Genomic DNA, 21,598 nt, shown 5'->3' on the forward strand with positions numbered 1-21,598 from the left:
GGGGGTTCCCCTGCCTGACCGAATGAACCCGATGACCCGCCATACCGCCCTGTGTCTTGCTGTCTGGATGGCCTTGCCGCTGTCCGCCCACGCTGCTGCCGCCGCTGCGCCCGACGCGCGCGAATTCGACCGGGTGCAGGTCACCGCCACCCGCACCGAGCGGGCGGTGAGCGACGTGGCGGCCACCGTGGACGTCATCGACCGCGAGCAGATGGACCGGCACCTGGTGCAGGACATCAAGGATCTGGTGCGCTACGAACCGGGCCTGTCGGTCACTCGCAGCGCGACCCGCTTCGGCCTGGATGGTTTCCGCATCCGTGGCCTGGACGGCAACCGTGTGCGCATCCAGACCGATGGCATCGTCATGCCGACCCGGTTCGACATCGGTTCGTTCGCCAGTTCCAACCGCAATTTCACCGACCTCGATACGCTCAAGCGCGTGGAGATCGTGCGTGGTCCGGCCAGTTCGCTGTACGGCTCCGATGCACTCGGTGGCGTGGTCGCGTTCGTGACCAAGGACCCGGCCGACTACCTCAAGGATGGCAAGAACAGCTACTTCGGCCTGAAGTTCGGCTACGACGGTGAGTGGAAGGGCCTGCTCGGCGGTGCCACCGCCGCCTTTGGTGGCGACCACTGGAGCGGCCTGGTCAACGTCAACCACCACCAGGGCCAGGAAACGGACAACAAGGGCACGGTGCGCAGCGACAACGACACCCGCACTGCGTCCAATCCGCAGGATCGTGATGGCCGCAGCCTGCTCAGCAAGCTGGTCTATGCACCGAGCGAAGACCAGCGCTTCCGCCTGACCGTGGAAGGCAACGAAGACACCACCGATACCAATGTGTTGTCGGCGATTGCCAGCGTTGCACCGCGCCCCGGCGCGATGGCTGCGGCCACTGGCATGAAGTCCCACGACACGCAGAAGCGCACCCGCGTGTCCTTTGCCCACGAAATGGATGCGCTGGACCAGCCGTTCGCCGACAGCCTGCACTGGCAGGTGTATGCGCAGAACAGCGAAACCCGGCAGCAGACCGACGAGACCCGCACCGACGGCAGCCGCCGTCACCGCGTGTTCTCCTTCGACCAGCATGCCTATGGCCTGCAGGCGCAGTTCAACAAGGCCTTCAGCACCGGTGCGGTCGAACACGCGCTGACCTACGGCTTCGAGGGCACGCGCACCGAGATCCGCCAGAAGCGCGACGGCTACCAGGTCAGCAAGGCCGGCGTGGTCAGCAACACGGTGGTACCGGACACCTTCCCGGTGCGTGACTTCCCGATCAGCAAGACCACCGAGTTGGGCCTGTACGCGCAGGATGAAATGCGCCTGGCCGACGGCAAGCTGTCGCTGGTGCCGGGCGTGCGCGTGGACCGTTACGAGCTGAAGCCGGAGGTGGACAGCATCTTCGCCGAAGACAATCCGACTACCGCCGTAGCGCAGCTGAAGAAGACCAGCGTGTCGCCGAAGCTGGGCATGGTCTGGCGCTTCACCGACCAGTGGTCGCTGTTCGCCGGGTATGCGCGTGGCTTCCGTTCGCCGCCGTACAACGACGTCAACATCGGCCTGACCAACGTGGCCTTCGGCTACACCGCCATCGCCAACCCGGACCTGAAGCCGGAAACCAGCGACGGCTACGAACTGGGCCTGCGCTTCATCGCGCCGGCGGCGTACGTCAGCGTCAGCGGCTACTACAACGACTACAAGGACTTCATCCAGTCCAACGTCGATACCGGCCGCAACGCACAGGGCTTGACCGTGTTCCAGTCGCAGAACATCGCCGACGCGCGCATCTATGGCGCGGAAATGAAGGCCGGCATCGAGTTCGGTGAACTCAGCCCGGCGCTGAAGGGCTGGGCGCTGCGCAGTGCGTTGGCATGGTCGCGTGGTGACAACCGGATCGATGACGAACCGTTGGCCTCGGTCGATCCGCTGCGTGGCACGCTGGGCCTGATGTACGACACCGATAGCTGGGGCGTCGAACTGGCCGGCACCTTCGTGCAGCGCAAGAAGCGCCTGCCGCCGCCGGCGGCGCAGACCAATCCGAACGCACCGGCGCCGTTCGTCTACCAGCCGGCCGGCTACGGCGTGCTGGACCTGATGGCGCACTGGAACTTCGCACCGGGTGCCACCTTCAATGTCGGCGTGTTCAACCTGGCCGACAAGCGCTACATCGAATGGTCGTCGATCACCCCGAGCCTGATCACCAATCGCGCACTGAGCGATCGTTTCAGCAGCCCGGGCCGCACCTTCTCCGCCAGCCTTGCCGTTTCCTGGTGACCTCATGAGCCGAGCACTGTCCGCACGCAGGAATGACTCCATCGCCGCGCCGTACAGCGCGGCCTGGCCGACCCCGGCACAGCTGGCCACGCTCGGCACCGTGTTGTGCCTGTACCACGCCGACGGCAATGAGCTGGGCGGCTGGCGCCAGGCCGTACGCGTGCATGCCTGCCAGGGCGTGGACAGTGAAGGCCTGCGCGAGAGCCTGTGCTTCCTCGATGGCCGCGGCCGCTGCGTGTGGCGCCTGTACCTGCTGCCGGACAGCGACTTCCTGGCCTGGGACCGGCTGGTGGCTGCACTGCCGCCGGGGCCGGAACACGACAGCGATGGCAGTGTCGGCGAACGCCTGTGGCGGCGCCTGGCCGGCCATCTCGGTGGCCAGCGCTGGCGCCTGTGCGCGCTGCGCCTGCATGCCGCCGACGATGGCCGCACGCTGGCCGCCAGTCTGTCGACCCTGTCCTCGCTGGGCGCAGCCACCGCGCGCCGCATCGCACGGCTGGAAGGTGCCGAAGGCGAGCTGGCAATCGACGATTGCTGCTGTGCCGATGCCGCGCGGCGTCCGGCGCCGCGGATTCCCGGCGACCTGCCGCTGATCCGCCTGTGATCCACTCCTGATGGAACGCCTGTCGGCCACGGACGGCCTCTCAACGCATCTGCACCCCCGAAGGAAGACCCCGATGAAGTTCCAGACAGCCAGCGCCCTGCTTGTGCTCGCCGCCAGCGGCGTGGCCAGCGCGCAGCCCTCCGATATCGCCCGTGACCACGACAGCATCCTTGCCATGCAGGGTGAGTACACCGTGGACTTCGCCTTCGACGAGACCGTGCTGCTGAAGCCGGGTTACGAGCGCGCACCGGCGATGCGCAGCGGCGGCAGCGAAGTGGTCATCGTGGTCGAGGACACGCCGAAGCGCATCGTGCTGCAGCACCTGCTGCTGGACGAGAAGAGCGGCCACATCACCAAGCACTGGCGCCAGGACTGGGTGTACGAAGCACCGAACCGTTTCGAGTTCAGTGCCGACCAGACCTGGAAGGTGCGCAGCATTCCGGCGGCGGTGAACCAGGGCGCCTGGACCCAGTGCGTATACGAAGTGAGCGACGCACCGCGCTATTGCGGCACCGGCACCTGGACCTACACCAACAACGTGCCGAGCTGGACCAGCGACCTGAGCTGGCGTCCGCTGCCGCGCCGCGAGTACACCAAGCGCAGTGACTACAACGCGCTGGCCGTGATCAACCGCCACACGCTGACCCCGAACGGCTGGACCCACGAGCAGTTCAACACCAAGGTGCAGCGCAACGCCGATGGCAGCCAGGTGGAGATCGCCCGCGAGTTCGGCTTCAACGACTACGTGAAGACCACCGAGGTCGACTTCACCCCGGCGCGGAACTACTGGAAGGCCACCGCCGGTTACTGGGCAAAGGTGCGCCAGCGCTGGGATGGCTTCCTCGGCCAGGCCCCGGGCGTGCACCTGAAGACCAAGATCGACGGCATGGCGATGATCATCCCGATGTTCACCCAGGCCGAAGAGATCCAGGCCGGCAAGAAGGTGAAGGACAAGCAGATCGACGACGTGTTCGCCAAGTACGTGGAAAAGGCCCAGTAAGTCGAGCCCTGCTCGACTCATGGCGCGGATCCTCTGGTCAGGTGCCGCGCCGCGTATCCGCTCCTGGTAGGTGCCGAGCTTGCTCGGCACGCTCTTCGCCGGCGATTGCACACCGCATCCACGCATGGCTTGGATCTACCGTGCCGCATATCCGCTCCTGGTAGGTGCCGAGCTTGCTCGGCACGCTCTCCATCGGTGATCGCACGCTGCATCCACGCCATGCGTGGATGCGATGCACTCAGGACGCCGGCCCACTCAAGGTGGTCAGGTCCAGACCAGCGTCCTGGAACGCACGCAGGGTGGCCTGCAGGCTGGCCTCGTCATCGCGGGCGCGGACGCCGAGGATGGCTTCGTGGCAACGCACTCGATCCGTGCTGCAGGCGCTACGGTCCGGCAGCAGCAGCGCGGTCTGTGCGACGAGGATCGCCATGTGCGCCACTTCCTTTCTCGGCTTCGGTTGGCCCCGGTAGAACCGGTCGAACTCAGCACGCAGGTCGGCCACCACGCCGGCATCGCTGCGCGTGCGTGACACGCTGGCCGGAACCAGATAGGTCGGGTGGCCCTCGTGGAAGGCTTGCGCTTCATCGGCCAGCACCGTTTCCAGCACGAAGGCCTGCACCGCGTCAGGAACATGGCCATCTGCCGCGCGGGCGCCTGCGGGTAGCACCGCGGCGAACAGTGGGGAACTGGCCAGAAGGATGCGCAGACAGAGGCCGTATTTCATCTTCATTCCTTGAACATCGGGAGCGCGGGAGCAACGTTCCGCGCTTCCGGACGATCCGATCGGGTGGCGCGCGCAGCATAGCGCCCCACCCGAGCGTGTCACGATCGCGTCAGGCTTCGCGCAGGGCCAGTGCCGGTGGCGTATGCAGGATCGCGCGCGTACCCCACCAGCCTGCCAGAAGGCTCAAGCCGATGCCGACCACGCCGCCGATCAGCAGGCCCGGCCACGGCGGCAGCAACGGCAGCTCGAACACCTTCTGCGAGACCGCCACACCGATCGCAGCGGCCGCGCCCACCGCCAGCAACGCCGCCAGCGTGCCCAGCGCACCGAATTCCACCAGCACCGCGCCACGCAGCTGGCGCCGGGTCGCGCCCAGCGTGCGCAGCACCGCGCTGTCGTAGCGCCGTTCGCCCGCCGTGGCCTGCAGCGCGGCCAGCAGCACCAGCATGCCGGCCAGCAGGCTGAACACCATCACCAGCTGCACCGCCTGCGCCACCCGTTCCATCACATCGCGCACCTGCGAGATCACTGCGTCCACGTCCAGCAGCGACAGGTTCGGCTGCGCGCGTACCAGCTCGCCCAATCCGGCGGCCTTGCCGGCCGGCAGATGGAATGCCGACAGCAGGTTGTGCGGCGTATCGCCCACCGCGTTCGGGTTCAGCAGCACGAAGAAGTTCGGACGGAAGGTGTTCCAGTCCGCCTTGCGCACGCTGGTGACAGTGAACTCGCGTTCCTGCTCGCCCACCGCAATGGTGATGCGGTCGCCGGGATACACGCCGTAGCGCTTGGCCCAGCCGATCTCCACCGAGGCTTCGGCGGCGGTGCTGTCTGCCTTCCAGAACGTACCGTTGACCAGCGTGTTGGCTGGCGGGAAGCTGCTGCGCCAGCTGAAGTTCAACGGCCGGTTCTCGTCATCGTCGTCGCGTTGGGCCTCGCTGGACGCCGGCTGCCCGTTCTGTTCCGGCGAGCGGTCCACGCGCAGCGGCGGCTTGCCGTTGATCGCGATCAGGCGGCCAGTGGCCATCGGTTCGATGCTGGCGTCGTTGGCGCCCAACCCGCGCAGCGTGGCCAGCACGCTGTCGCGCTGTTCGGGCTGGATGTTGATCAGGAAGTAGTTCGGCGTGTCCGCGGGCAGTCGCTCGCGCCACTGCTGCAGCAGGCCGGGGCCGGTCACCGCCAGCAGCAACAGCGCGCACAGCGACAGCGACAGCCCGACCAGCTGCATCACCGCCAGCATCCGGCGCCGGGTCAGCGCGGCCAGGCCCAGCCGCCAGTGGCCATGCAGGCGGTGCTGCAGGCCGCGCAGCAGCTGCAGCAGCACGAAGCCGACCACGCCGGCCGCCACCGCCAGCGCGGCCAACCCGCCCAGCACCCACAGCGCCAGCTTGAGATCACCGGTGACCTGCACCGCCAGCAGCAGGCTGGCCGCCAACGCCGCCACATAGGCCAGCAGCGAGGCCGGCGGCAGGGCGGCGAAGGAGCGGTTGAGCACCCGCATCGGCGGCACCCCGCGCAGGCGCAGCAGCGGTGGCAGGCCGAAGCCGAACAGCAGCAACAGCCCGATGCCGGCACCGGTCAGCGCAGGCATTGCTTCGGGCAGCGGCAGGCGCTGCGGCACCAGGCTGCCCAGCACCTGCACCAGGCCCTCCTGCGCCGCCATGCCCAGGCCGATGCCGAGTGCGCAGGCCGGCACCGCCAGCATCAGCAGCTGCAGTGCCAGACCGGACAGGATGTCGCGCTGGCGCGCGCCCAGGCAGCGCAGGATCGCCACCTGGTCGATGCGGCGCAGGGCGAAGCGGTTCGCCGCCAGCGCCGTGGCCACGCCGGCCAGCAGGACTGCCAGCAGCGCGCTGAGGCCGAGGAAGCGTCCGGCCAGGTCGAACGCCTGGCGCACGCCGCGCTGGGTGTCGTCCACGCTCAACAGGCGCAGGCCCTTCACCTGCGGCAGCAGCCATTGCCGCAGCGCGGCGATCTGGTCGGCCGCTCCGGCGAACATCAGCCGGTAATTGATGCGGCTGCCGGGGCCGAGCAGTCCGGTGCCTTCCACGTCGGCGCGGTTGACCAGCAGGGTCGGGGAGAGCGTGAGCAGGTCGCCACTGGTGTCCGGTTCGGCCTCGATGATGCCGGCGATGCGCAGCGTACCGGCGCCGAATTCGAGCGCATCGCCGGCCTTCAGGCCCAGCCCCTGCAGCAGTCGCGGGTCGGCATAGGCCTGGCCCTTGGGGGGCATGCCGGCGTCGGTGATCAGGGCGCCGCCGGGCGTGGCCCGCACCCGCAGCGTGCCGCGCAGCGGATAGCCCGCCTGCACCGCCTTGATGCTGGCCATCTGGCTGGCCTCGCCATGGAACAGCACGCTGCCGAAGCTGGCGATGCGGGTATAGGCCAGTCCGCGCCGCTGCGCTTCTTCGGCGAACGCCTGCGGCGGGTCATCGCGCCCGGCGATGCCGAGATCACCACCGAGCATTTCCGCCGCGCTGCCGGTCAGCGCCAGGTTGACCCGGTTCACCAGCGTGCCGACCGCGGTCATCACCGCCACGCCCAGCACCAGCGCGGCGAATACGGTCAGCAGGTCACCGGCCAGCGCTTCGCGGCGCAGCGCGCGCCACGCGTGCCGCAGCAGGTTCATGCCTGCGCCCCACGCTCGACCGGCAGCAGGCGGCCGTCGTCGATGCGGTGGATGTACTGGCAGCGCTGGGCCAGTCGCAGATCGTGGGTGACCAGTACCAGTGTGGTGCCGCTGCCGGCGTTGAGCTCGAACAGCAGGTCGCTGATGTGCTGGCCGGTGGCGTGGTCCAGCGAGCCGGTCGGTTCGTCGGCGAACAGGATGCGCGGGCGGGTGACGAAGGCACGTGCCAACGCCACGCGCTGCTGCTCGCCGCCGGACAGCTGGCGCGGATAGTGGCGGGCGCGATGGGCCAGGCCGACCTGGGCCAGCACTTCATCGACCCGCGCCCGGTCTTCGCGCCCGGCCAGCTCCAGCGGCAAGGCGACGTTCTCGGCGGCGGTCAGTGCCGGCAGCAGGTGGAAGCTCTGGAACACGAAGCCGACCTCGCGTGCGCGCAACTGCGCGCGCGCTTCCTCATCCAGCGCTGACAGGTCCTGGCCGGCCAGCGCGATGCGGCCGCGGCTGGGCAGGTCCAGCCCGGCCAGCAGGCCGAGCAGGGTGGTCTTGCCGGAACCGGAGGCGCCGACGATGGCCGCGCTGGTCCCTTCATGGACGGTCAGGGTGATGTTGTCCAGTATGTGGACTTCACCCTCCGGGCCCTGCACGGATTTGCCGACCTGGTCGACGGCGATGGCAACGGACGCGCTGCGGGGGGACAGGCTGTCGATGAGGAGACTCCAATGCGCAAGACGGGATGGAGCCGGCGAGCCGGCGCGATGATGGTGCTGCTGCTAGGGTTCCTGCTGCTGCCCGGGCTGGCCTGTGCCAAAGGTCCGGCGGGCACCGTGCTGGTACTCGGCGACAGCCTCAGTGCTGCCCACAATATCCCCGCCGACGCCGGCTGGGTCAGCCTGCTGCAGCAGCGGGTCAGGCAGCAGTCGAAAACCCCGGCGCGCATCGTCAATGCCAGCATGAGCGGGGAGACCACCGCCGGCGCGCTGACCCGCCTGCCAGGCCTGCTGGCCAAGGAAAAACCGACCGTGGTGGTGATTGCCCTTGGCGGCAACGACGCACTGCGCGGGCTGACCCCGGCGCAGGTGCAGGGCAACCTGGAAAAGATGGTGCAGGCCAGCCAGAAGGCGGGCGCCAAGGTGCTGCTGCTGGGCATCGATGTGCCGCCCAACTACGGGCCGGCCTATCGCCAGCGCCTGGCGGCGGCCTACAAGGCGCTGGCCACGCAGTACAAGGTGCCGCTGCTGCCCTTCCTGCTGGAGGGTGTGGCCCTGCAACCGGGCATGATGCAGGCCGACGGGCTTCATCCGACCGCGCAGGCGCAGCCGAAGGTGCTGGACAACGTCTGGCCGCTGCTGCGTCCGCTGCTCTGAACGATTTACTTCCCTCTTGACGGAACTTCACATCGCGTCCACCGTCGATCCGGCATGTTTCACAAAGCTGAAGTTAGAGGGAATCACATGCGTCAGACGAAGGAGACCTCCGGCTTGGTGCTGGTGGTCGAAGACAACCGCAACATCTCCGAGATGATCGGGGAATACCTGGAAGGTCGCGGCTTCGAAGTCGACTATGCACAGGACGGCCTGGATGGCTACCGCCTTGCGGCGGAAAACAGCTATGACGTCGTGGTGCTCGACCTGATGTTGCCGCGCCTGGATGGCATCGAAGTGTGCCGTCGCCTGCGCAACGATGCGCGCAAGTCCACCCCGGTGCTGATGCTCACGGCACGCGATACGCTGGACGACAAGCTCACCGGCCTCGGTTTCGGCGCCGATGACTACCTGACCAAGCCGTTCGCGATCCAGGAACTGGAAGCCCGCCTGCGCGCGCTGATCCGCCGCGAGCGTCGCCAGGTCGGTTCGGAAGTGCTCAAGGTCGCCGACCTGGTGCTCGATCCGGTCAGCATGCGCGCCACCCGTGCCGGTACCGAGCTGCAGCTGTCGCCGATCGGCCTGCGCCTGCTGACCATCCTGATGCGCGAATCGCCGCGCGTGGTCACCCGCCAGGAGATCGAACGCGAGATCTGGGGCAATGGCCTGCCGGATTCGGACACCCTGCGCAGCCATCTGTACAACCTGCGCAAGATCATCGACAAGCCGTTCGACCGTCCGCTGCTGCACACCGTGCAGAGTGCCGGCTACCGCATTGCCGACATCGCCCAGCCGATGGCCTGAGCAGGGCCCGCGCCGGTGCAGCAGCAGGCCCGGCCGGGATCCGGCCACGCACGAGGGCAGGGGATGACCGGATGGCGTTGCCACCGGTCATTTCCCATGCATCCGCACGGCGCGGCGCGCTGCCTATAATCGCAGCGCTCTGACCGGGACCCCGCAATGCCGCACGGCCTGCCGCGCAAGATCCGTATCGCTTTCATCCTGCAGGCAGTGCTGGCCAGCCTGGGTATCCTGCTGGGTGCCTGGCTGGTCTCGCTGGTGATCAAGCACAGCCTGGTCGGTGCCGCCCTGCGCGAGGAAGCGACGTACTTCTGGACGCTGCACGAGGCCTCGCCGGTGCAGCCGCCACCCAACACCCAGAACATCCGCGGCTACCTGCTGGAAAGCGGGCAGTCGGCCCTGTCGTTGCCTGCCAACCTGCGCAACCTGGAGCCAGGCTTCCACGAACTGCCCAAGGACGATCAGCTGGTGCTGGTGGATGTGCGCCCCGCCGGCCGGCTGTACCTGGTGTTCCTGCGTTCGCGCGCGGAGATGCTGGCGTTCTGGTTCGGCATCGTGCCGGTGCTGCTGACCCTGCTGGCGGTGTACGGCGCCAGTTGGGTGACCTACCGTGCCTCCAAACGCCTGGTGTCACCGGTGAACTGGCTGGCGCGGCGCGTCTCGCGCTGGGACCCGGGCCACCCGGAGGCGGCCGACCTGGAGCCGAACAAGCTTCCGGCGGACATGCAGGGCGAGACCCGGCAGCTGGCGGCCGCGCTGCATTCGCTGGCCAACCGGGTCAGCGCGCACGTGGCCCGCGAGCGCAACTTCACCCGTGATGCCAGCCACGAGCTGCGCACGCCGTTGACCGTCATCCGCGTCGCCAGCGACATGGCCCTCGGCGATGAAACCCTGCAGCCGCGCCTGCGCCGCAGCCTGCAGCGCATCCAGCGTGCCGGTCGGGACATGGAAGCGGTGATCGATGCGTTCCTGATCCTGGCCCGCGAGGCCGACGTCGAGCCGCAGATCGAGCTGTTCGACGTCAACGACATCGTCCGCTATGAAGTGGACAACGCCAACGAGCTGCTGGGCACGCGCCCGGTATCGGTGCACCTGCACAGCGACGGCCCGGTGCAGCTGCATGCGCCACCGCGGGTGCTGCAGGTGGTGGTCAGCAACCTGGTGCGCAACGCCTGCAGCTACACCGATGAAGGGCGTATCGACGTGCACGTGCTCAATGACCGGGTGGTGGTGCGCGATACCGGTATCGGCATGTCCGCCGAGGCGCTGTCGCGCGCCTTCGAGCCGTTCTACCGCGCCGAACCGAGCCGTCCGCAGGGCACTGGCCTGGGCCTGTCGATCGTGCGCCGGCTGTGCGACCGCTTCGGCTGGAAGGTCAGCCTGGCCAGCGAGCCGGGCGAGGGCACCGAAGCCACGGTGATCTTCCGGTAGAGGGCTTTGGCCGGGCTGCGCCCGGCACCCGCCGAGGCAACATCAACATCAAAAGCGGGCATTCCGAGGAGTGGCGGGGCGGTGTGGGTGTGCAGGACACGCCGTAAACCCATCCATGGGGGCTCGATGGCGCCATCCATGGCGCCAACGGTCCTGCACACCCACACCGCCCCGCCTTCGACAGTTTCCCGCGATCCGCAGTGGATCCACGCCATGCGTGGATGAATTCAGTAGATCCACGCCATGCGTGGATAGTGTTGCGGTAGCGCCGGGCCATGCCCGACGCACGCCTGCGTCAATCGCACTTCACCTTCGGCGCCAGCGCCCTGGTCCAGATCGCGTAGCCGGCCGGGGTCATGTGCAGCATGTCCTCGCGGAACAGCGTCGCGTCCGGCTGTCCATCGGCGCCGAGCATCGGCGTGTAGACGTCGGTGAAGCCGGTATTGGGCAGCCTGGCCAGGGCGGCCTTGATCAGCGTGTTGGCTTCGTTGATCGCCGGCAGCAGGTGCGCACGCGACGGGCTCGGCTTGATCGACAGGTACTCCACCTTCGTCTTCGGCAGGTCGCGATGCACGCGCTGCACGAAGGCAACCACATCGTCGCGCACCTGCACGGCGCTGCGGCCGCTGTTGAGGTCGTTGTCGCCGGCGTAGAAGAACACCTTGCATGGCGCATACGGCACCACGATGCGGTCGGCGTACCAGGTGCTGTCGCGGACTTCCGAGCCGCCGAAGCCGCGGTTGAACACCGGCTGGCCGGGGAAGTCGGTGGCCAGGCTCTCCCAGAAGCGGATCGAGGAGCTGCCGATGAACTCGATGCCACCACGCGGCGGCGGGTTGGCCTGGTCGGCGCTGGCGAAGTGGGCCATGTCGCCGGCCCAGGCCACGTTGGAGACCTGCTCGGGCACGCGCGGCGGCTTGGCCGGGCTCAGCGCCTGGGCCAGGGGGGCGGCGGTCAGCAGGCCCAGCATCAGCAGGCAGGTACGGCGACGGGACATCAGGCGCTCCAGCAGGGAAGGGGAAAGCCATCATAGAAGCTGGGGCGGGCCGGGGCTTGCCCCTGGCAGTCCATTCACCGGGCCGGTGCCGGGATGCGGCTGGCGGCCTTGTGGCAAAATGGCGGCCATCTGCCTATCCCTGTGCACCCATGATTCCCTGCCGTGCGTCTGAGCGGTCGCTGCGCCGCGCCCCTGTTGCTGGATGTTCCACCCGTGGCTGATCAGTTCGGCCATCTGCCCCGCGGCCCGCGCCGCATCTTCCAGGCCGCGCGCTGGTCCTGGCAGGGCCTGCGCGCCGCCTGGCTGCATGAGTCCTCGTTCCGGCTGGAGGTCTACCTGCTGATCCTGCTGACCCCGGTCGCGATCTGGCTGGGCCAGACCCCGGTCGAACGCGCGCTGCTGATCGGCTCGATGCTGCTGGTGCTGGCGATGGAACTGGCCAACTCGGCCATCGAGGCGGTGATCGAACGTTACGGCAGCGAGATCCACGAGCTGGCCGGCCGCGCCAAGGACATGGGTTCGGCGGCAGTGTTCGTGCTGATGATGAACGTGCTTCTGTGCTGGGCGCTGGTCGTGGTCCCGCATGCAATGGCCGGCAATTACGGCTGATCCCCATTCCCCCACTGCCCTGAAGAGTTTCCATGTCCTTTGAGTTCCTCGCCGACCCCAATGCCTGGGTGACCCTGTTCACCCTGAGCGCACTGGAAATCGTGCTCGGCATCGACAATCTGGTGTTCATTTCCATCGCGGTCAGCAAGCTGCCGGAAGAGCGTCGCCCGTTCGCGCGCAAGCTCGGCATCGCCGTGGCCTGCATCACCCGCATCGCCCTGCTGGTGTCGCTGGCCTATCTGGCGCACATGTCCGCCAACCTGTTCACCGTGGCTGGTATGGGCATCTCCATCCGCGACCTGGTGCTGATCGTCGGTGGCCTGTTCCTGATCATCAAGGGCTACATGGAGATCAAGGAGCTGATCACCGGTGGCGAAGACGAGAACCCGGCCACCAGCAAGGCCTCGGGTGTATTCGGCATGGTCATCCTGCAGATCGCCATCATCGACATCGTGTTCTCGCTGGACTCGGTGATCACCGCCGTCGGCATCGCCGATCACATCCCGGTGATGGTCGCCGCCATCCTGCTGTCGGTGCTGGTGATGCTGCTGGCCGCCAACCCGCTGGGCCGCTTCATCGACGCAAACCCGACCGTGAAGATGCTGGCACTGGCCTTCATCCTGCTGATCGGTGCGGTTCTGATCCTGGATGGCCTGGACGTGCACGTGCCCAAGCCCTACATCTATGCCGCCATGGGCTTCTCGGTGCTGGTGGAATGGCTGAACCTGCTGATGCGCCGCCGCGCACGCGATCACCACGTGCCGGGTGCTGGCGACTGGTAAGCAGATCACAGGCAAATGTGTGTCCCAGAACCCCCGGCCAGCGCCGGGGGTTCTGCGTTATGGGACCCATTGGGCTCGCCGGGCCATGCCCGGCGGGGAGGTTCCCGCCAGCTGTGAATTGGGGTCAACAGTGTTTTCCCGGGGCGAGGCTTAATCCGGGCCGACAAAGCGCGCAGGCTACGCGCTCTTTTCCAGGACCTGCCCCACGCAGGATGACCCCATGAACTCCAGAGCCGCCTTGTTGGCCCTTGCCGTCGGCGCCTTCGCCATCGGCACCACTGAATTCGCGCCGATGGGCCTGCTGCCTGTCATTGCCGACGGCGTCGGCGTGAACATTCCAACCGCCGGCCTGCTGATCACCGCCTATGCCGTGGGCGTGATGCTGGGCGCGCCGGTGATGACCCTGCTGATGGGACGGTTTGGCAAGCGCACCGCGCTGATGCTGCTGATGTCGATCTTCGTGGTCGGCAACCTGCTCTCGGCACTGGCCCCGAACTACGGCCTGCTGTTGCTGTCGCGTCTGGTCACCAGCCTCAATCACGGTGCCTTCTTCGGCATCGGTGCGGTGGTTGCCGCCAGCCTGGTGCCGAAGGACAAGCAGGCTGCCGCCGTGGCCACCATGTTCATGGGCCTGACCATCGCCAACATCGGCGGTGTGCCGTTGGCCACCTGGGTGGGCCAGCAGCTCGGCTGGCGCCTGTCCTTCGCCGGTACTGCGGTGCTGGGCCTGGTCGCGATCACCGCGCTCGGCCTCGCGCTGCCGGCATCCGCGCCGGGGCCGCGCCCGGACGTGCGCCGCGAACTGAGAGCGATCCTGCAGCCGCAGGTGCTGCTGGCGATGGCTACCACCGTGCTTGGCGCCGGCGCGATGTTCACCCTCTACACCTACGTGGCGCCGGTGCTGACCGAGCTGACCGGCGCGTCCAACGCCTTCATTGCGATGTCGCTGGCGCTGATCGGCATCGGCTTCACCTTCGGCAACGGCATCGGCGGGCGCATGGCCGACTGGTCGCTGGATGGCGCCACCCGCATCCTGCTGGCGGTCCTGGCCGTGCTGATGTTCGTACTGCCGCTGGCCTTCATGCACCACGCCACTGCGGCGCTGGGGGTGCTGCTGTTCGGTGCCGCGACTTTTGCGATCGTGCCGCCGTTGCAGATCCGGGTGATGCAGGCGGCCAGCGAGGCGCCGGGCCTGGCGTCGTCGATCAACGTCGGTGCGTTCAACCTGGGCAATGCCGTGGGTGCGGCGCTGGGCGGTGCGGTGATCAGTTCGGGCCTGGGCTACGCCGCGATTCCGGTGGCCGGTGGCCTGCTGGCGGCCTCGGGGTTGCTGCTGGCGTGGCTGGGGCGTCCTCGCACTGCGGTGGCTGAGGCTTGCTGAGTGATGTGGGGTTCCGGCAGGGCTTGCAGCCCTGCACCCGCCGAGGCCACTGCAACAGCAACAGCGTGCATTCCGTGGGATGGCGGGGTGGGTCCGGTTGAGGGGGACGCTGCAAGTACGTCCATGTAAGCTCGGTCGCCGCATCCATGCGGCTCACGCCCCCTCAACCGGACCCACCCCGCCTTCGACAGATTTCCGCGGTCTGTCGGAACGGCGTTCCGCTCTGGTAGGTGTCGACCTTGGTCGACACGAATGCCTGAAGAACCGGCTTTTGCTTTTGATTTTTTCTTTTGATCTTCCCGCGGTGCGCAGGAAATTGTCCGTGGCCGGGAGGGTGGGTTGGCTGGGGGCGTGAGCGCCATGGGCCCGAGGCATGCCTCGGGCGGGTTGGGCAGGACGCCCAACCCCGGTCTTGCCGTGTGCGCAGGACAGCGCACACGAGCAAGCGGCGACCGAGCCTACATGGACGTATTCACGGCGTCCCCCAGCCAACCCACCCTCCCGGCCAACCCAAGAGAACCAGCAAACAACCCACCGCGGAGGGGGCGGCGCCCGATGGCCGGTCTTTCACCCGAACCATGGCATGCTCGGCGCCAAGCCCACCCGGAACCTCCGCCATGCGCCTGTTCACCCGCGTCCTGCCCCTGATGCTGTTGGCCTCCCTGCTCTCCGGCTGCGGCTACAACGCCATCCAGCAGAAGGATGAAGCGGTCAAGGCCAGCTGGTCGGAGGTCATCAACCAGTACAAGCGCCGCGCCGACCTCGTGCCCAACCTGGTGCAGACCGTGAAGGGCTTCGCCAGCCAGGAAGAGCGCGTGCTGACCGAAGTCACCAACGCCCGTTCGCGCGTCGGCCAGATCAACGTCAACGCCGACGACGAAGCCTCGCTCAAGCAGTTCCAGCAGGCCCAGGGCGAACTTGGCAGCGCGCTGTCGCGGCTGCTGGTGGTCACCGAGAACTATCCGGAACTGAAGTCCAACCAGAACTTCCGCGACCTGCAGGCGCAGCTGGAAGGTACCGAGAACCGGGTCACCGTCGCCCGCGGCCGCTATATCCAGCAGGTGCAGGACTACAACACCTACATCCGCTCGTTCCCGCAGGTGATCACCGCCAAGATCTTCGGCTACAAGACCAAGCCGAACTTCACCGTGGACAACGAAGCGCAGATCTCCAACGCGCCGGCGGTCGATTTCGGCAACGCGCCGCAGCAGCAGCCGGCACCGCAGCCGGGCCACTGACCGATGCGCCTGGCCACTGCGCTGCTGGCCCTGCTGCTGTGGCTGCCGCTGGCGTCGCAGGCGCAGCAGCTGGCGCCGATTCCGGCGCTGGATTCGCCGGTGGTCGATACCACCGGCACGCTGGACGCCACGCAGAAGCAGGCACTGGTGCAGCAGGCGACTGACCTGCAGCAGCGCAAGGGCAGCCAGCTGCAGGTGCTGGTGGTGCCCAGCACCCAGCCGGAGGACATCGCGCAGTACACCACGCGGGTCTTCGACCAATGGCAGATCGGCCGCAAGGGCGTGGATGACGGCGTGCTGCTGGTGGTGGCCAAGGATGACCGGCGCGTGCGCATCGAACCCGGCTACGGCCTGGAGGGTGCGATTCCTGATGCCATCGCCAACCGCGTCATCCAGGAGTACCTGGTGCCGCGTTTCCGCAGTGGCGACTACGCCGGCGGCATCACCGATGCCACGGCGGTGCTGGTCAAGCTGATCGACGGCGAAACGCTGCCGGCACCGGTCAGCGGCCATCGCGGGCGTGAGCCCAGCGGTGGTGGCGATACCTGGTTCCTGGCGCTGTTCATCGGTGTGTTCGCCGGCAGCATCCTGCGCGGCGTGTTCTCGCGCGTGCCGCGACCGCTGCGAGGCCTTCTCGGCGGCGCCGGTGCAGCGCTGGCGGCGTTCCTGTTCACGTCCACGCTGCTGGCCAGTGGCCTGGCAGGCGTCGTAGGGCTGATCGTGGCCATGCTCTCCGGCCATCCGGGCCGCTTTGCCGGTGGCGGCGGCTGGGGCGGTGGCAGCTGGGGCGGCGGAGGCGGCTTCGGCGGGGGCGGTGGATTTGGTGGTGGTGGCTGGGGTGGCGGTGGTGGCCGCTCCGGTGGTGGCGGTGCTTCGGGGGGCTGGTGATGATCCAACGTCTGTGTCGCCACGTGTTTTCGCCGTCAGTACGGCGCGCGTTCCCGCCCGCCACATTGCAGGCGATCACCGAGGCCATCGCGGCCGGTGAGCAGCGACACGGTGGGCAGGTGATGTTCGCGGTGGAAGCGGACCTGCCGCTGGGCGCGCTGTGGCACAGGGTCACCCCGCGCCAGGCCGCCGAGCATGCCTTCGCCCGCCTGCGCACCTGGGATACCACCCACAACAACGGTGTACTGATCTACCTGCTGCTGGCCGACCACGCGATCGAGATCGTCGCCGACCGGGGCCTGCAGGGCAGGGTCAGCCAAGCGCAGTGGCAGCGGGTCTGCACCCACCTGCGCGAGGGGCTGCGCGGGCCGAACCCGGTCGAGGCGCTGCGTGGGGCCATCGAAGAGGTCTCGACCCTGGTGGAGGGGCACTTTCCGGCCTCGATGCGGTCAGACGATGACGGCCTGCCCAACACGCCCCAGCTCCTTGGTTGAGCCGGGGCCGCACTGGCCCGAGAATAGGCGTTCAACCGCAAGGCACCTTCCATGATCTATTTCCACGACATCGACCCCATCGCCCTCTCGCTGGGGCCGATCAAGGTGCACTGGTACGGCATCATGTACCTGCTCGGCTTCACTGCGGCCTGGCTGCTGGGCCGCAAGCGCATCGCCGACGGGCGCCTGCCTGGTGTCGATGCCAATGGCTTCTCGGACCTGCTGTTCTACGCCATGCTCGGCGTGGTGCTGGGCGGGCGCATCGGCTACATGCTGTTCTACGCGCTGGGCGATTTCCTGCACAACCCGCTGCTGCTGTTCAAGGTGTGGGACGGTGGCATGAGCTTCCACGGTGGCCTGCTGGGCGTGATTGCCGCCTGCTGGTGGTGGTCGCGCAAGCACAAGCTGCACTTCTTCGACACCATGGACTTCATGGCGCCGCTGGTGCCGCTGGGCCTGGGCTTCGGCCGTATCGGCAACTTCATCGGTGCCGAGCTGTGGGGCAAGTACACCGACGGTAGCTGGGGCGTGGTGTTCCCGTCCGGCCTGCCGGCCCCGCTGAACCAGCTGGACCATGCGACGCTGCAGGCGCAGTTCGCCACCGGCGCGCTGAATCAGTTCGCACGCCATCCCTCGCAGCTGTATGAAGCGTTCCTGGAAGGGCTGGTGATGTTCGTGGTGCTGTGGACGGTGTCGGCCAAGCCGCGTCATCGCTACCTGGTCGGTGGCCTGTTCGCGCTGATGTACGGCCTGTTCCGCTTCGCGGTGGAGTTTGTGCGCATGCCCGACAACGGCGTTTACGTGGCCTTCGACTGGCTGACCCGTGGCCAGATCCTCAGCCTGCCGCTGATCGCCTTCGGCCTGGTGCTGCTGGTGATGTCGCGCCGCGCGCCGGTACTGCAGCCGCAGCTGCCGGTGGCCACGGAGGGCAAGGCATGAAGGCCTATCTGGACCTGCTGTCGCACGTGCTCGAACACGGCGCCGAGAAGAGCGATCGCACCGGTACCGGCACCCGCAGCGTGTTCGGCTGGCAGATGCGCTTCGACCTCAACGAAGGCTTCCCGCTGGTCACCACCAAGAAGCTGCACCTGCGCTCGATCATCCACGAGCTGCTGTGGTTCCTGAAGGGCGACACCAACATCGGCTACCTGAAGGACAACCAGGTGCGGATCTGGGACGAGTGGGCCGACGAGAACGGCGACCTCGGCCCGGTCTACGGCAAGCAGTGGCGCAGCTGGGCCACCGCCGACGGCGGCGAGATCGACCAGATGCAGTGGCTGGTGGACGAGATCAAGCGCAACCCCGACTCGCGCCGGCTGGTTGTCAGTGCCTGGAACGTGGGCGAGCTCTCGCAGATGGCGCTGATGCCGTGCCACAACCTGTTCCAGTTCTACGTGGTGGACGGCAAGCTCAGCTGCCAGCTCTACCAGCGCAGCGGCGACATCTTCCTCGGCGTGCCGTTCAACATTGCCAGCTACGCGCTGCTGACTCACATGGTGGCGCAGGCCACCGGCCTGGGCGTGGGTGACTTCGTGCACACGCTGGGCGATGCGCACCTGTATTCGAACCACTTCGAGCAGGCGCGCGAGCAGCTGTCGCGTGAGCCGCGTGCGCTGCCGAAGTTGTGGTTGAACCCGGAGGTGACCGACCTGTTCGGCTTCCATTTCGACGACATCCGCATCGACGGCTACGATCCGCATCCGGCCATCAAGGCGCCGGTGGCGGTGTGAGCGCAATGAAGCTGTCGATGATCGTGGCGCTGGACCGCAACCGTGGCATCGGCCAGGGCAATGCCATGCCCTGGCACCTGCCGGACGACTTCAAGCACTTCAAGGCGCTCACCCTGGGCAAGCCGATCCTGATGGGGCGCAAGACCGCCGAATCGATCGGCCGCGTGCTGCCGGGGCGGACCAACCTGGTGCTGACCCGCAGCGGCCAGGTGCCGTTCGAGGGCATGCGCGCGGTGGCGTCGCTGGATGAAGCAAAGGCCATTGCGGCGGGCGAGGGCGCCAGCGAGCTGTGCATCATCGGCGGCGGCGAGATTTTCCGTCAGCTGCTGGACCAGGCCAGCGACCTGTACCTGACCTGGGTCGACGCCGAAGTGCCCGCCGATACGCATTTCCCCGAAGTGGATGCGCAGGACTGGCAGGAAGTGAGCAGCGAGCCGCATCCGGCCGACGAACGCCACGCCTACGCGTTCCGCTTCGTGCACTACGTGCGCCGCTGATCGCAATGCACCTGTAGAGCCGAGCCATGCTCGGCTGCTTTCCGCGGACACATCCCATAGCCGAGCATGGTTCGGCTCTACAGGATTGCCTACGGCATCCGGTAATGGCCGATGATCGCGTGCTGGAACAGCAGGTTCTCTTCGCGGGTGCCGCGCGCGATGTTGTGCAGGATCAACGGGGTGCCGTCGGCCCGGCGGCGGTCGGACACGATGCCGACATGCAGCAGGCCGTTGCCGTTGAGCTTCCAGGCGACGATGTCGCCCGCCGCGTAGTCGGCAGCGGAAGCGGTGATTGGCTGCTGCCAGCCCTGCCGCTCGAACCAGCGCATCAGGTTCGGTACGCGCCGATGATCGATGTTGCGGTCCGGCCGTGACAGGCCCCAGATCGCCGGATAGGCACTGAAGTTGCCGCGCATGTCCTCATGCACGCGCGCCTGCAGGTCCAGTCCCAGTTCGCGCAGGGCGCGCACCACCACGTCGGTGCACACGCCGCGATCCAGTGGCACGTCGCCGCCGGGATAGGCCAGCACCTGGTAAGCAGGATCGTAGCGGGTGGTGACGCCGATCTGCGCGCGCGCTGCGGCTACCAATGGTGGCGAAGGGGCCTGCGGCTGCGATGGCGCATGTGCAGCACTATCCGCAGCCGTGGGGGCAGGCGGCGAGCCGGGCTGGCAGCCGCTGGCCAGGGCCAGCGTCAGCAGCAGCACCGTCCATGGTGCCCAGCCGCGCCGCGTCATGCCTGCGGCGAGGTGCTGTTGTTGTTGGGACCGCCGGAGCCACCACCACCGCCACCACGGCGACGACGGCGACGCGGACCGCGGTTGCCCGGGGGGGAAGCGGAGGCGTTGCCGCCGCCCTGCTCCTTGCCCTGCGCCGCAGCGGCGGGGCGCTCGTGGGCCGGTCGCGCCGGCGGGCGGGCGTTGGGCACCGGGGCCGGTACATCGCGGCCCGGCACCTGCACCACGCGCAGTTCTTCGGTATCGAGCTGGATCGCGGTCAGCTTGCCGCCCCAGACCGCACCGGTGTCGATGGCGTGCACGCCCTGGGTGATGGTCAGGCCCAGCGCGGACCAGTGGCCGCAGACGATCTTCAGGTCGCGCTCGACCCGGCCCGGCACTTCGAACCAGGGGTACAGCCCCTGTTCCTGCGTGCCGGGCGTGCCTTTGTCCTCGATGCCGATGCGCCCACGTGGGGTGCAGTAGCGCATGCGGGTGAGCACGTTGATGATCGCGCGCGAGCGGTCGTAGCCAGCCAGGTTCGGTGCCCAGCTCGGCTTGTCGCCATACATGTTGCGGAACAGCTTGCGGTAGCCGGCGCCGTGCAGCTGCACTTCGACTTCGGCGGCATGCTTCTCGGCCATCTGCGTGGTCCACTTCGGCGCCAGGCCGGCATGCACCATCATCCAGCCCAGCTCACGGTCCACGTGCACCAGCTTCTGCAGGCGGAGCCAGTCCAGCAGTTCGTCGCGGTCCTCGGCCTGCACGATGCGCAGCAGGTCCGGGTTGACCTTGCGCTGTTCCTCTTCGGTGCGTGCACCCACGGCCAGCAGCGAAAGATCGTGGTTGCCCAGCACCACCACGCTGTGCTCGCGCAGCGAGTGCACCAGCCGCAGCGTTTCCAGTGACTGGCCACCGCGGTTGACCAGATCGCCGCAGAACCACAGGGTGTCCTGCGCCGGGTCGAAGCGGATCTTCTCCAGCAGTCGCTGGGTGACGTCATAGCAGCCCTGCAGGTCGCCGATCGCCCACACACTCATCGTTCGGCCTCCGTGTCAGTGCAGGGTGCGCGGGATGGCCAGCACGAAAGGTGCGACCGGCGCGGCGAATTCGGTGCCATCGTCGGCGACCATGTCGTAGTGGCCCTGCATGGTCCCGTGATCGGTCCCCAGCATGACACCGGACGTGTAATGGAAGTCTTCACCGGGACGCAGGCGCGGCTGCTCGCCGATCACCCCGTCGCCATCGACATGCTCGACGCGGCCGTTGGCATCGGTGATGCGCCAGTGGCGTGCCACCAGGCGCGCGGCAACGCGCCCCTGGTTGTGGATGCGGATCGTGTAGGCGAACGCATAGCGGCCGTCTTCCGGTGCGGATTGATCGTCGAGGAAGCGCGGCGCGACTTCGACGGAGATGGCATAAACGTCAGCGTCTTCCATACCGG

General features: G+C 67.7%; 22 protein-coding genes. 15 read left to right on the forward strand and 7 right to left on the reverse strand.

Annotation, left to right across the window (positions count from 1 at the left end; translation table 11 throughout):
• Nucleotides 1-31 precede the first annotated feature (31 nt).
• The 3 genes from SriyCCGPB3_RS03260 (at nucleotide 32) to SriyCCGPB3_RS03270 (ending at nucleotide 3,879) form a co-directional block, all read left to right on the forward strand.
• Complete coding sequence (locus SriyCCGPB3_RS03260) at nucleotides 32-2,275, forward strand: TonB-dependent hemoglobin/transferrin/lactoferrin family receptor (RefSeq protein ID WP_350259873.1); 2,244 nt, start codon at nucleotides 32-34, stop codon at nucleotides 2,273-2,275.
• 4 nt (nucleotides 2,276-2,279) lie between these two features.
• Nucleotides 2,280-2,879: a hypothetical protein gene (locus SriyCCGPB3_RS03265; protein ID WP_049399785.1), complete on the forward strand. Its 600-nt coding sequence runs from the start codon at nucleotides 2,280-2,282 to the stop codon at nucleotides 2,877-2,879.
• Between the two features lie 73 nt (nucleotides 2,880-2,952).
• Entirely contained in the window at nucleotides 2,953-3,879 is a 927-nt protein-coding gene (locus SriyCCGPB3_RS03270) for a DUF6607 family protein (RefSeq protein ID WP_153856317.1), read from the forward strand.
• Nucleotides 3,880-4,117: 238 nt separating this feature from the next.
• On the opposite strand, the gene SriyCCGPB3_RS03275 is transcribed toward SriyCCGPB3_RS03270, so the two are convergent.
• From SriyCCGPB3_RS03275 to SriyCCGPB3_RS03285, 3 genes are all read right to left on the reverse strand, one after another.
• Entirely contained in the window at nucleotides 4,118-4,603 is a 486-nt protein-coding gene (locus SriyCCGPB3_RS03275) for a hypothetical protein (protein WP_239506143.1), read from the reverse strand.
• Nucleotides 4,604-4,712: 109 nt separating this feature from the next.
• Entirely contained in the window at nucleotides 4,713-7,229 is a 2,517-nt protein-coding gene (locus SriyCCGPB3_RS03280) for an ABC transporter permease (RefSeq protein WP_350259874.1), read from the reverse strand.
• Nucleotides 7,226-7,873, reverse strand: coding sequence for an ABC transporter ATP-binding protein (locus SriyCCGPB3_RS03285; protein ID WP_110711076.1), 648 nt, complete (start codon nucleotides 7,871-7,873; stop codon nucleotides 7,226-7,228). The genes SriyCCGPB3_RS03280 and SriyCCGPB3_RS03285 overlap by 4 nt, the downstream gene beginning before the upstream one ends.
• Nucleotides 7,874-7,948: 75 nt before the next feature.
• Between SriyCCGPB3_RS03285 and SriyCCGPB3_RS03290 the strand changes: the two genes are divergently transcribed.
• The 3 genes from SriyCCGPB3_RS03290 (at nucleotide 7,949) to SriyCCGPB3_RS03300 (ending at nucleotide 10,822) form a co-directional block, all read left to right on the forward strand.
• The gene (locus SriyCCGPB3_RS03290; protein ID WP_049444410.1) at nucleotides 7,949-8,593 is read left to right on the forward strand and encodes an arylesterase; all 645 of its coding nucleotides are present in this window, start codon (nucleotides 7,949-7,951) and stop codon (nucleotides 8,591-8,593) included.
• An 87-nt stretch (nucleotides 8,594-8,680) separates the two neighbouring features.
• On the forward strand, nucleotides 8,681-9,394 hold the full coding sequence (locus SriyCCGPB3_RS03295) for a response regulator transcription factor (protein WP_002811889.1): 714 nt from the start codon (nucleotides 8,681-8,683) through the stop codon (nucleotides 9,392-9,394).
• A 156-nt stretch (nucleotides 9,395-9,550) separates the two neighbouring features.
• Complete coding sequence (locus SriyCCGPB3_RS03300; protein ID WP_110711077.1) at nucleotides 9,551-10,822, forward strand: sensor histidine kinase; 1,272 nt, start codon at nucleotides 9,551-9,553, stop codon at nucleotides 10,820-10,822.
• A gap of 295 nt (nucleotides 10,823-11,117) precedes the next feature.
• Here the strand turns inward: SriyCCGPB3_RS03300 and SriyCCGPB3_RS03305 are convergent, their stop codons facing one another.
• The gene (locus SriyCCGPB3_RS03305; RefSeq protein ID WP_180859001.1) at nucleotides 11,118-11,819 is read right to left on the reverse strand and encodes an SGNH/GDSL hydrolase family protein; all 702 of its coding nucleotides are present in this window, start codon (nucleotides 11,817-11,819) and stop codon (nucleotides 11,118-11,120) included.
• A 213-nt stretch (nucleotides 11,820-12,032) separates the two neighbouring features.
• On the opposite strand from SriyCCGPB3_RS03305, the gene SriyCCGPB3_RS03310 reads away from it, so the two are divergent.
• From SriyCCGPB3_RS03310 to SriyCCGPB3_RS03350, 9 genes are all read left to right on the forward strand, one after another.
• Nucleotides 12,033-12,428: a diacylglycerol kinase gene (locus tag SriyCCGPB3_RS03310; RefSeq protein ID WP_049435654.1), complete on the forward strand. Its 396-nt coding sequence runs from the start codon at nucleotides 12,033-12,035 to the stop codon at nucleotides 12,426-12,428.
• A gap of 32 nt (nucleotides 12,429-12,460) precedes the next feature.
• On the forward strand, nucleotides 12,461-13,210 hold the full coding sequence (locus tag SriyCCGPB3_RS03315; RefSeq protein WP_004144462.1) for a TerC family protein: 750 nt from the start codon (nucleotides 12,461-12,463) through the stop codon (nucleotides 13,208-13,210).
• A 220-nt stretch (nucleotides 13,211-13,430) separates the two neighbouring features.
• Nucleotides 13,431-14,591 (forward strand): MFS transporter, encoded by a 1,161-nt coding sequence (locus SriyCCGPB3_RS03320; RefSeq protein ID WP_180854788.1) that lies wholly within the window; start codon nucleotides 13,431-13,433, stop codon nucleotides 14,589-14,591.
• Between the two features lie 617 nt (nucleotides 14,592-15,208).
• Nucleotides 15,209-15,829 carry a LemA family protein gene (locus tag SriyCCGPB3_RS03325; RefSeq protein ID WP_049460899.1) on the forward strand — a complete coding sequence of 207 codons (621 nt, stop codon included), beginning with the start codon at nucleotides 15,209-15,211 and terminating at the stop codon, nucleotides 15,827-15,829.
• Nucleotides 15,830-15,832: 3 nt separating this feature from the next.
• A complete protein-coding gene (locus SriyCCGPB3_RS03330; RefSeq protein WP_180854787.1) occupies nucleotides 15,833-16,717 on the forward strand; it encodes a TPM domain-containing protein in 885 nt (294 codons plus the stop codon).
• Entirely contained in the window at nucleotides 16,717-17,211 is a 495-nt protein-coding gene (locus SriyCCGPB3_RS03335) for a TPM domain-containing protein (protein ID WP_049443625.1), read from the forward strand. The genes SriyCCGPB3_RS03330 and SriyCCGPB3_RS03335 overlap by 1 nt, the downstream gene beginning before the upstream one ends.
• A 51-nt stretch (nucleotides 17,212-17,262) precedes the next feature.
• Nucleotides 17,263-18,150, forward strand: a complete 888-nt coding sequence (lgt, locus tag SriyCCGPB3_RS03340; protein WP_110711082.1) for a prolipoprotein diacylglyceryl transferase — start codon at nucleotides 17,263-17,265, stop codon at nucleotides 18,148-18,150.
• On the forward strand, nucleotides 18,147-18,941 hold the full coding sequence (locus SriyCCGPB3_RS03345) for a thymidylate synthase (protein WP_164162693.1): 795 nt from the start codon (nucleotides 18,147-18,149) through the stop codon (nucleotides 18,939-18,941). Before lgt ends, SriyCCGPB3_RS03345 begins: the two co-directional genes overlap by 4 nt.
• Before the next feature lie 5 nt (nucleotides 18,942-18,946).
• Entirely contained in the window at nucleotides 18,947-19,438 is a 492-nt protein-coding gene (locus SriyCCGPB3_RS03350) for a dihydrofolate reductase (protein WP_110711084.1), read from the forward strand.
• A gap of 89 nt (nucleotides 19,439-19,527) precedes the next feature.
• Here SriyCCGPB3_RS03350 and SriyCCGPB3_RS03355 read toward each other — a convergent pair whose 3' ends face one another.
• Genes SriyCCGPB3_RS03355 through apaG form a run of 3 tightly spaced genes read right to left on the reverse strand, consistent with a single transcriptional unit; the run spans nucleotide 19,528 to nucleotide 21,593 of the window.
• Nucleotides 19,528-20,175, reverse strand: coding sequence for a DUF1287 domain-containing protein (locus tag SriyCCGPB3_RS03355; RefSeq protein WP_110711085.1), 648 nt, complete (start codon nucleotides 20,173-20,175; stop codon nucleotides 19,528-19,530).
• Nucleotides 20,172-21,194 carry a symmetrical bis(5'-nucleosyl)-tetraphosphatase gene (locus SriyCCGPB3_RS03360; RefSeq protein ID WP_164162694.1) on the reverse strand — a complete coding sequence of 341 codons (1,023 nt, stop codon included), beginning with the start codon at nucleotides 21,192-21,194 and terminating at the stop codon, nucleotides 20,172-20,174. Before SriyCCGPB3_RS03360 ends, SriyCCGPB3_RS03355 begins: the two co-directional genes overlap by 4 nt.
• A gap of 15 nt (nucleotides 21,195-21,209) precedes the next feature.
• A complete protein-coding gene (gene apaG, locus SriyCCGPB3_RS03365) occupies nucleotides 21,210-21,593 on the reverse strand; it encodes a Co2+/Mg2+ efflux protein ApaG (protein WP_005412297.1) in 384 nt (127 codons plus the stop codon).
• Nucleotides 21,594-21,598 lie beyond the last annotated feature (5 nt).

It is taken from the genome of Stenotrophomonas riyadhensis (assembly GCF_040256885.1).
Classification (GTDB): Bacteria; Pseudomonadota; Gammaproteobacteria; order Xanthomonadales; family Xanthomonadaceae; genus Stenotrophomonas; species Stenotrophomonas riyadhensis.

Excerpts from the sequence above, each read along its gene's own strand:
- SriyCCGPB3_RS03300 (WP_110711077.1), top strand. The coding sequence starts at position 9,551 with ATGCCGCACGGCCTGCCGCGCAAGATCCGTATCGCTTTCATCCTGCAG.
- SriyCCGPB3_RS03320 (WP_180854788.1), top strand. The coding sequence starts at position 13,431 with ATGAACTCCAGAGCCGCCTTGTTGGCCCTTGCCGTCGGCGCCTTCGCC.
- SriyCCGPB3_RS03280 (WP_350259874.1), bottom strand. The coding sequence starts at position 7,229 with ATGAACCTGCTGCGGCACGCGTGGCGCGCGCTGCGCCGCGAAGCGCTG.
- SriyCCGPB3_RS03345 (WP_164162693.1), top strand. The coding sequence starts at position 18,147 with ATGAAGGCCTATCTGGACCTGCTGTCGCACGTGCTCGAACACGGCGCC.
- SriyCCGPB3_RS03305 (WP_180859001.1), bottom strand. The coding sequence starts at position 11,819 with ATGTCCCGTCGCCGTACCTGCCTGCTGATGCTGGGCCTGCTGACCGCC.
- SriyCCGPB3_RS03325 (WP_049460899.1), top strand. The coding sequence starts at position 15,209 with ATGCGCCTGTTCACCCGCGTCCTGCCCCTGATGCTGTTGGCCTCCCTG.
- SriyCCGPB3_RS03355 (WP_110711085.1), bottom strand. The coding sequence starts at position 20,175 with ATGACGCGGCGCGGCTGGGCACCATGGACGGTGCTGCTGCTGACGCTG.
- lgt (WP_110711082.1), top strand. The coding sequence starts at position 17,263 with ATGATCTATTTCCACGACATCGACCCCATCGCCCTCTCGCTGGGGCCG.
- SriyCCGPB3_RS03360 (WP_164162694.1), bottom strand. The coding sequence starts at position 21,194 with ATGAGTGTGTGGGCGATCGGCGACCTGCAGGGCTGCTATGACGTCACC.
- apaG (WP_005412297.1), bottom strand. The coding sequence starts at position 21,593 with ATGGAAGACGCTGACGTTTATGCCATCTCCGTCGAAGTCGCGCCGCGC.
- SriyCCGPB3_RS03290 (WP_049444410.1), top strand. The coding sequence starts at position 7,949 with ATGCGCAAGACGGGATGGAGCCGGCGAGCCGGCGCGATGATGGTGCTG.
- SriyCCGPB3_RS03295 (WP_002811889.1), top strand. The coding sequence starts at position 8,681 with ATGCGTCAGACGAAGGAGACCTCCGGCTTGGTGCTGGTGGTCGAAGAC.
- SriyCCGPB3_RS03275 (WP_239506143.1), bottom strand. The coding sequence starts at position 4,603 with ATGAAATACGGCCTCTGTCTGCGCATCCTTCTGGCCAGTTCCCCACTG.
- SriyCCGPB3_RS03350 (WP_110711084.1), top strand. The coding sequence starts at position 18,947 with ATGAAGCTGTCGATGATCGTGGCGCTGGACCGCAACCGTGGCATCGGC.
- SriyCCGPB3_RS03335 (WP_049443625.1), top strand. The coding sequence starts at position 16,717 with ATGATCCAACGTCTGTGTCGCCACGTGTTTTCGCCGTCAGTACGGCGC.
- SriyCCGPB3_RS03260 (WP_350259873.1), top strand. The coding sequence starts at position 32 with ATGACCCGCCATACCGCCCTGTGTCTTGCTGTCTGGATGGCCTTGCCG.
- SriyCCGPB3_RS03265 (WP_049399785.1), top strand. The coding sequence starts at position 2,280 with ATGAGCCGAGCACTGTCCGCACGCAGGAATGACTCCATCGCCGCGCCG.
- SriyCCGPB3_RS03330 (WP_180854787.1), top strand. The coding sequence starts at position 15,833 with ATGCGCCTGGCCACTGCGCTGCTGGCCCTGCTGCTGTGGCTGCCGCTG.
- SriyCCGPB3_RS03270 (WP_153856317.1), top strand. The coding sequence starts at position 2,953 with ATGAAGTTCCAGACAGCCAGCGCCCTGCTTGTGCTCGCCGCCAGCGGC.
- SriyCCGPB3_RS03315 (WP_004144462.1), top strand. The coding sequence starts at position 12,461 with ATGTCCTTTGAGTTCCTCGCCGACCCCAATGCCTGGGTGACCCTGTTC.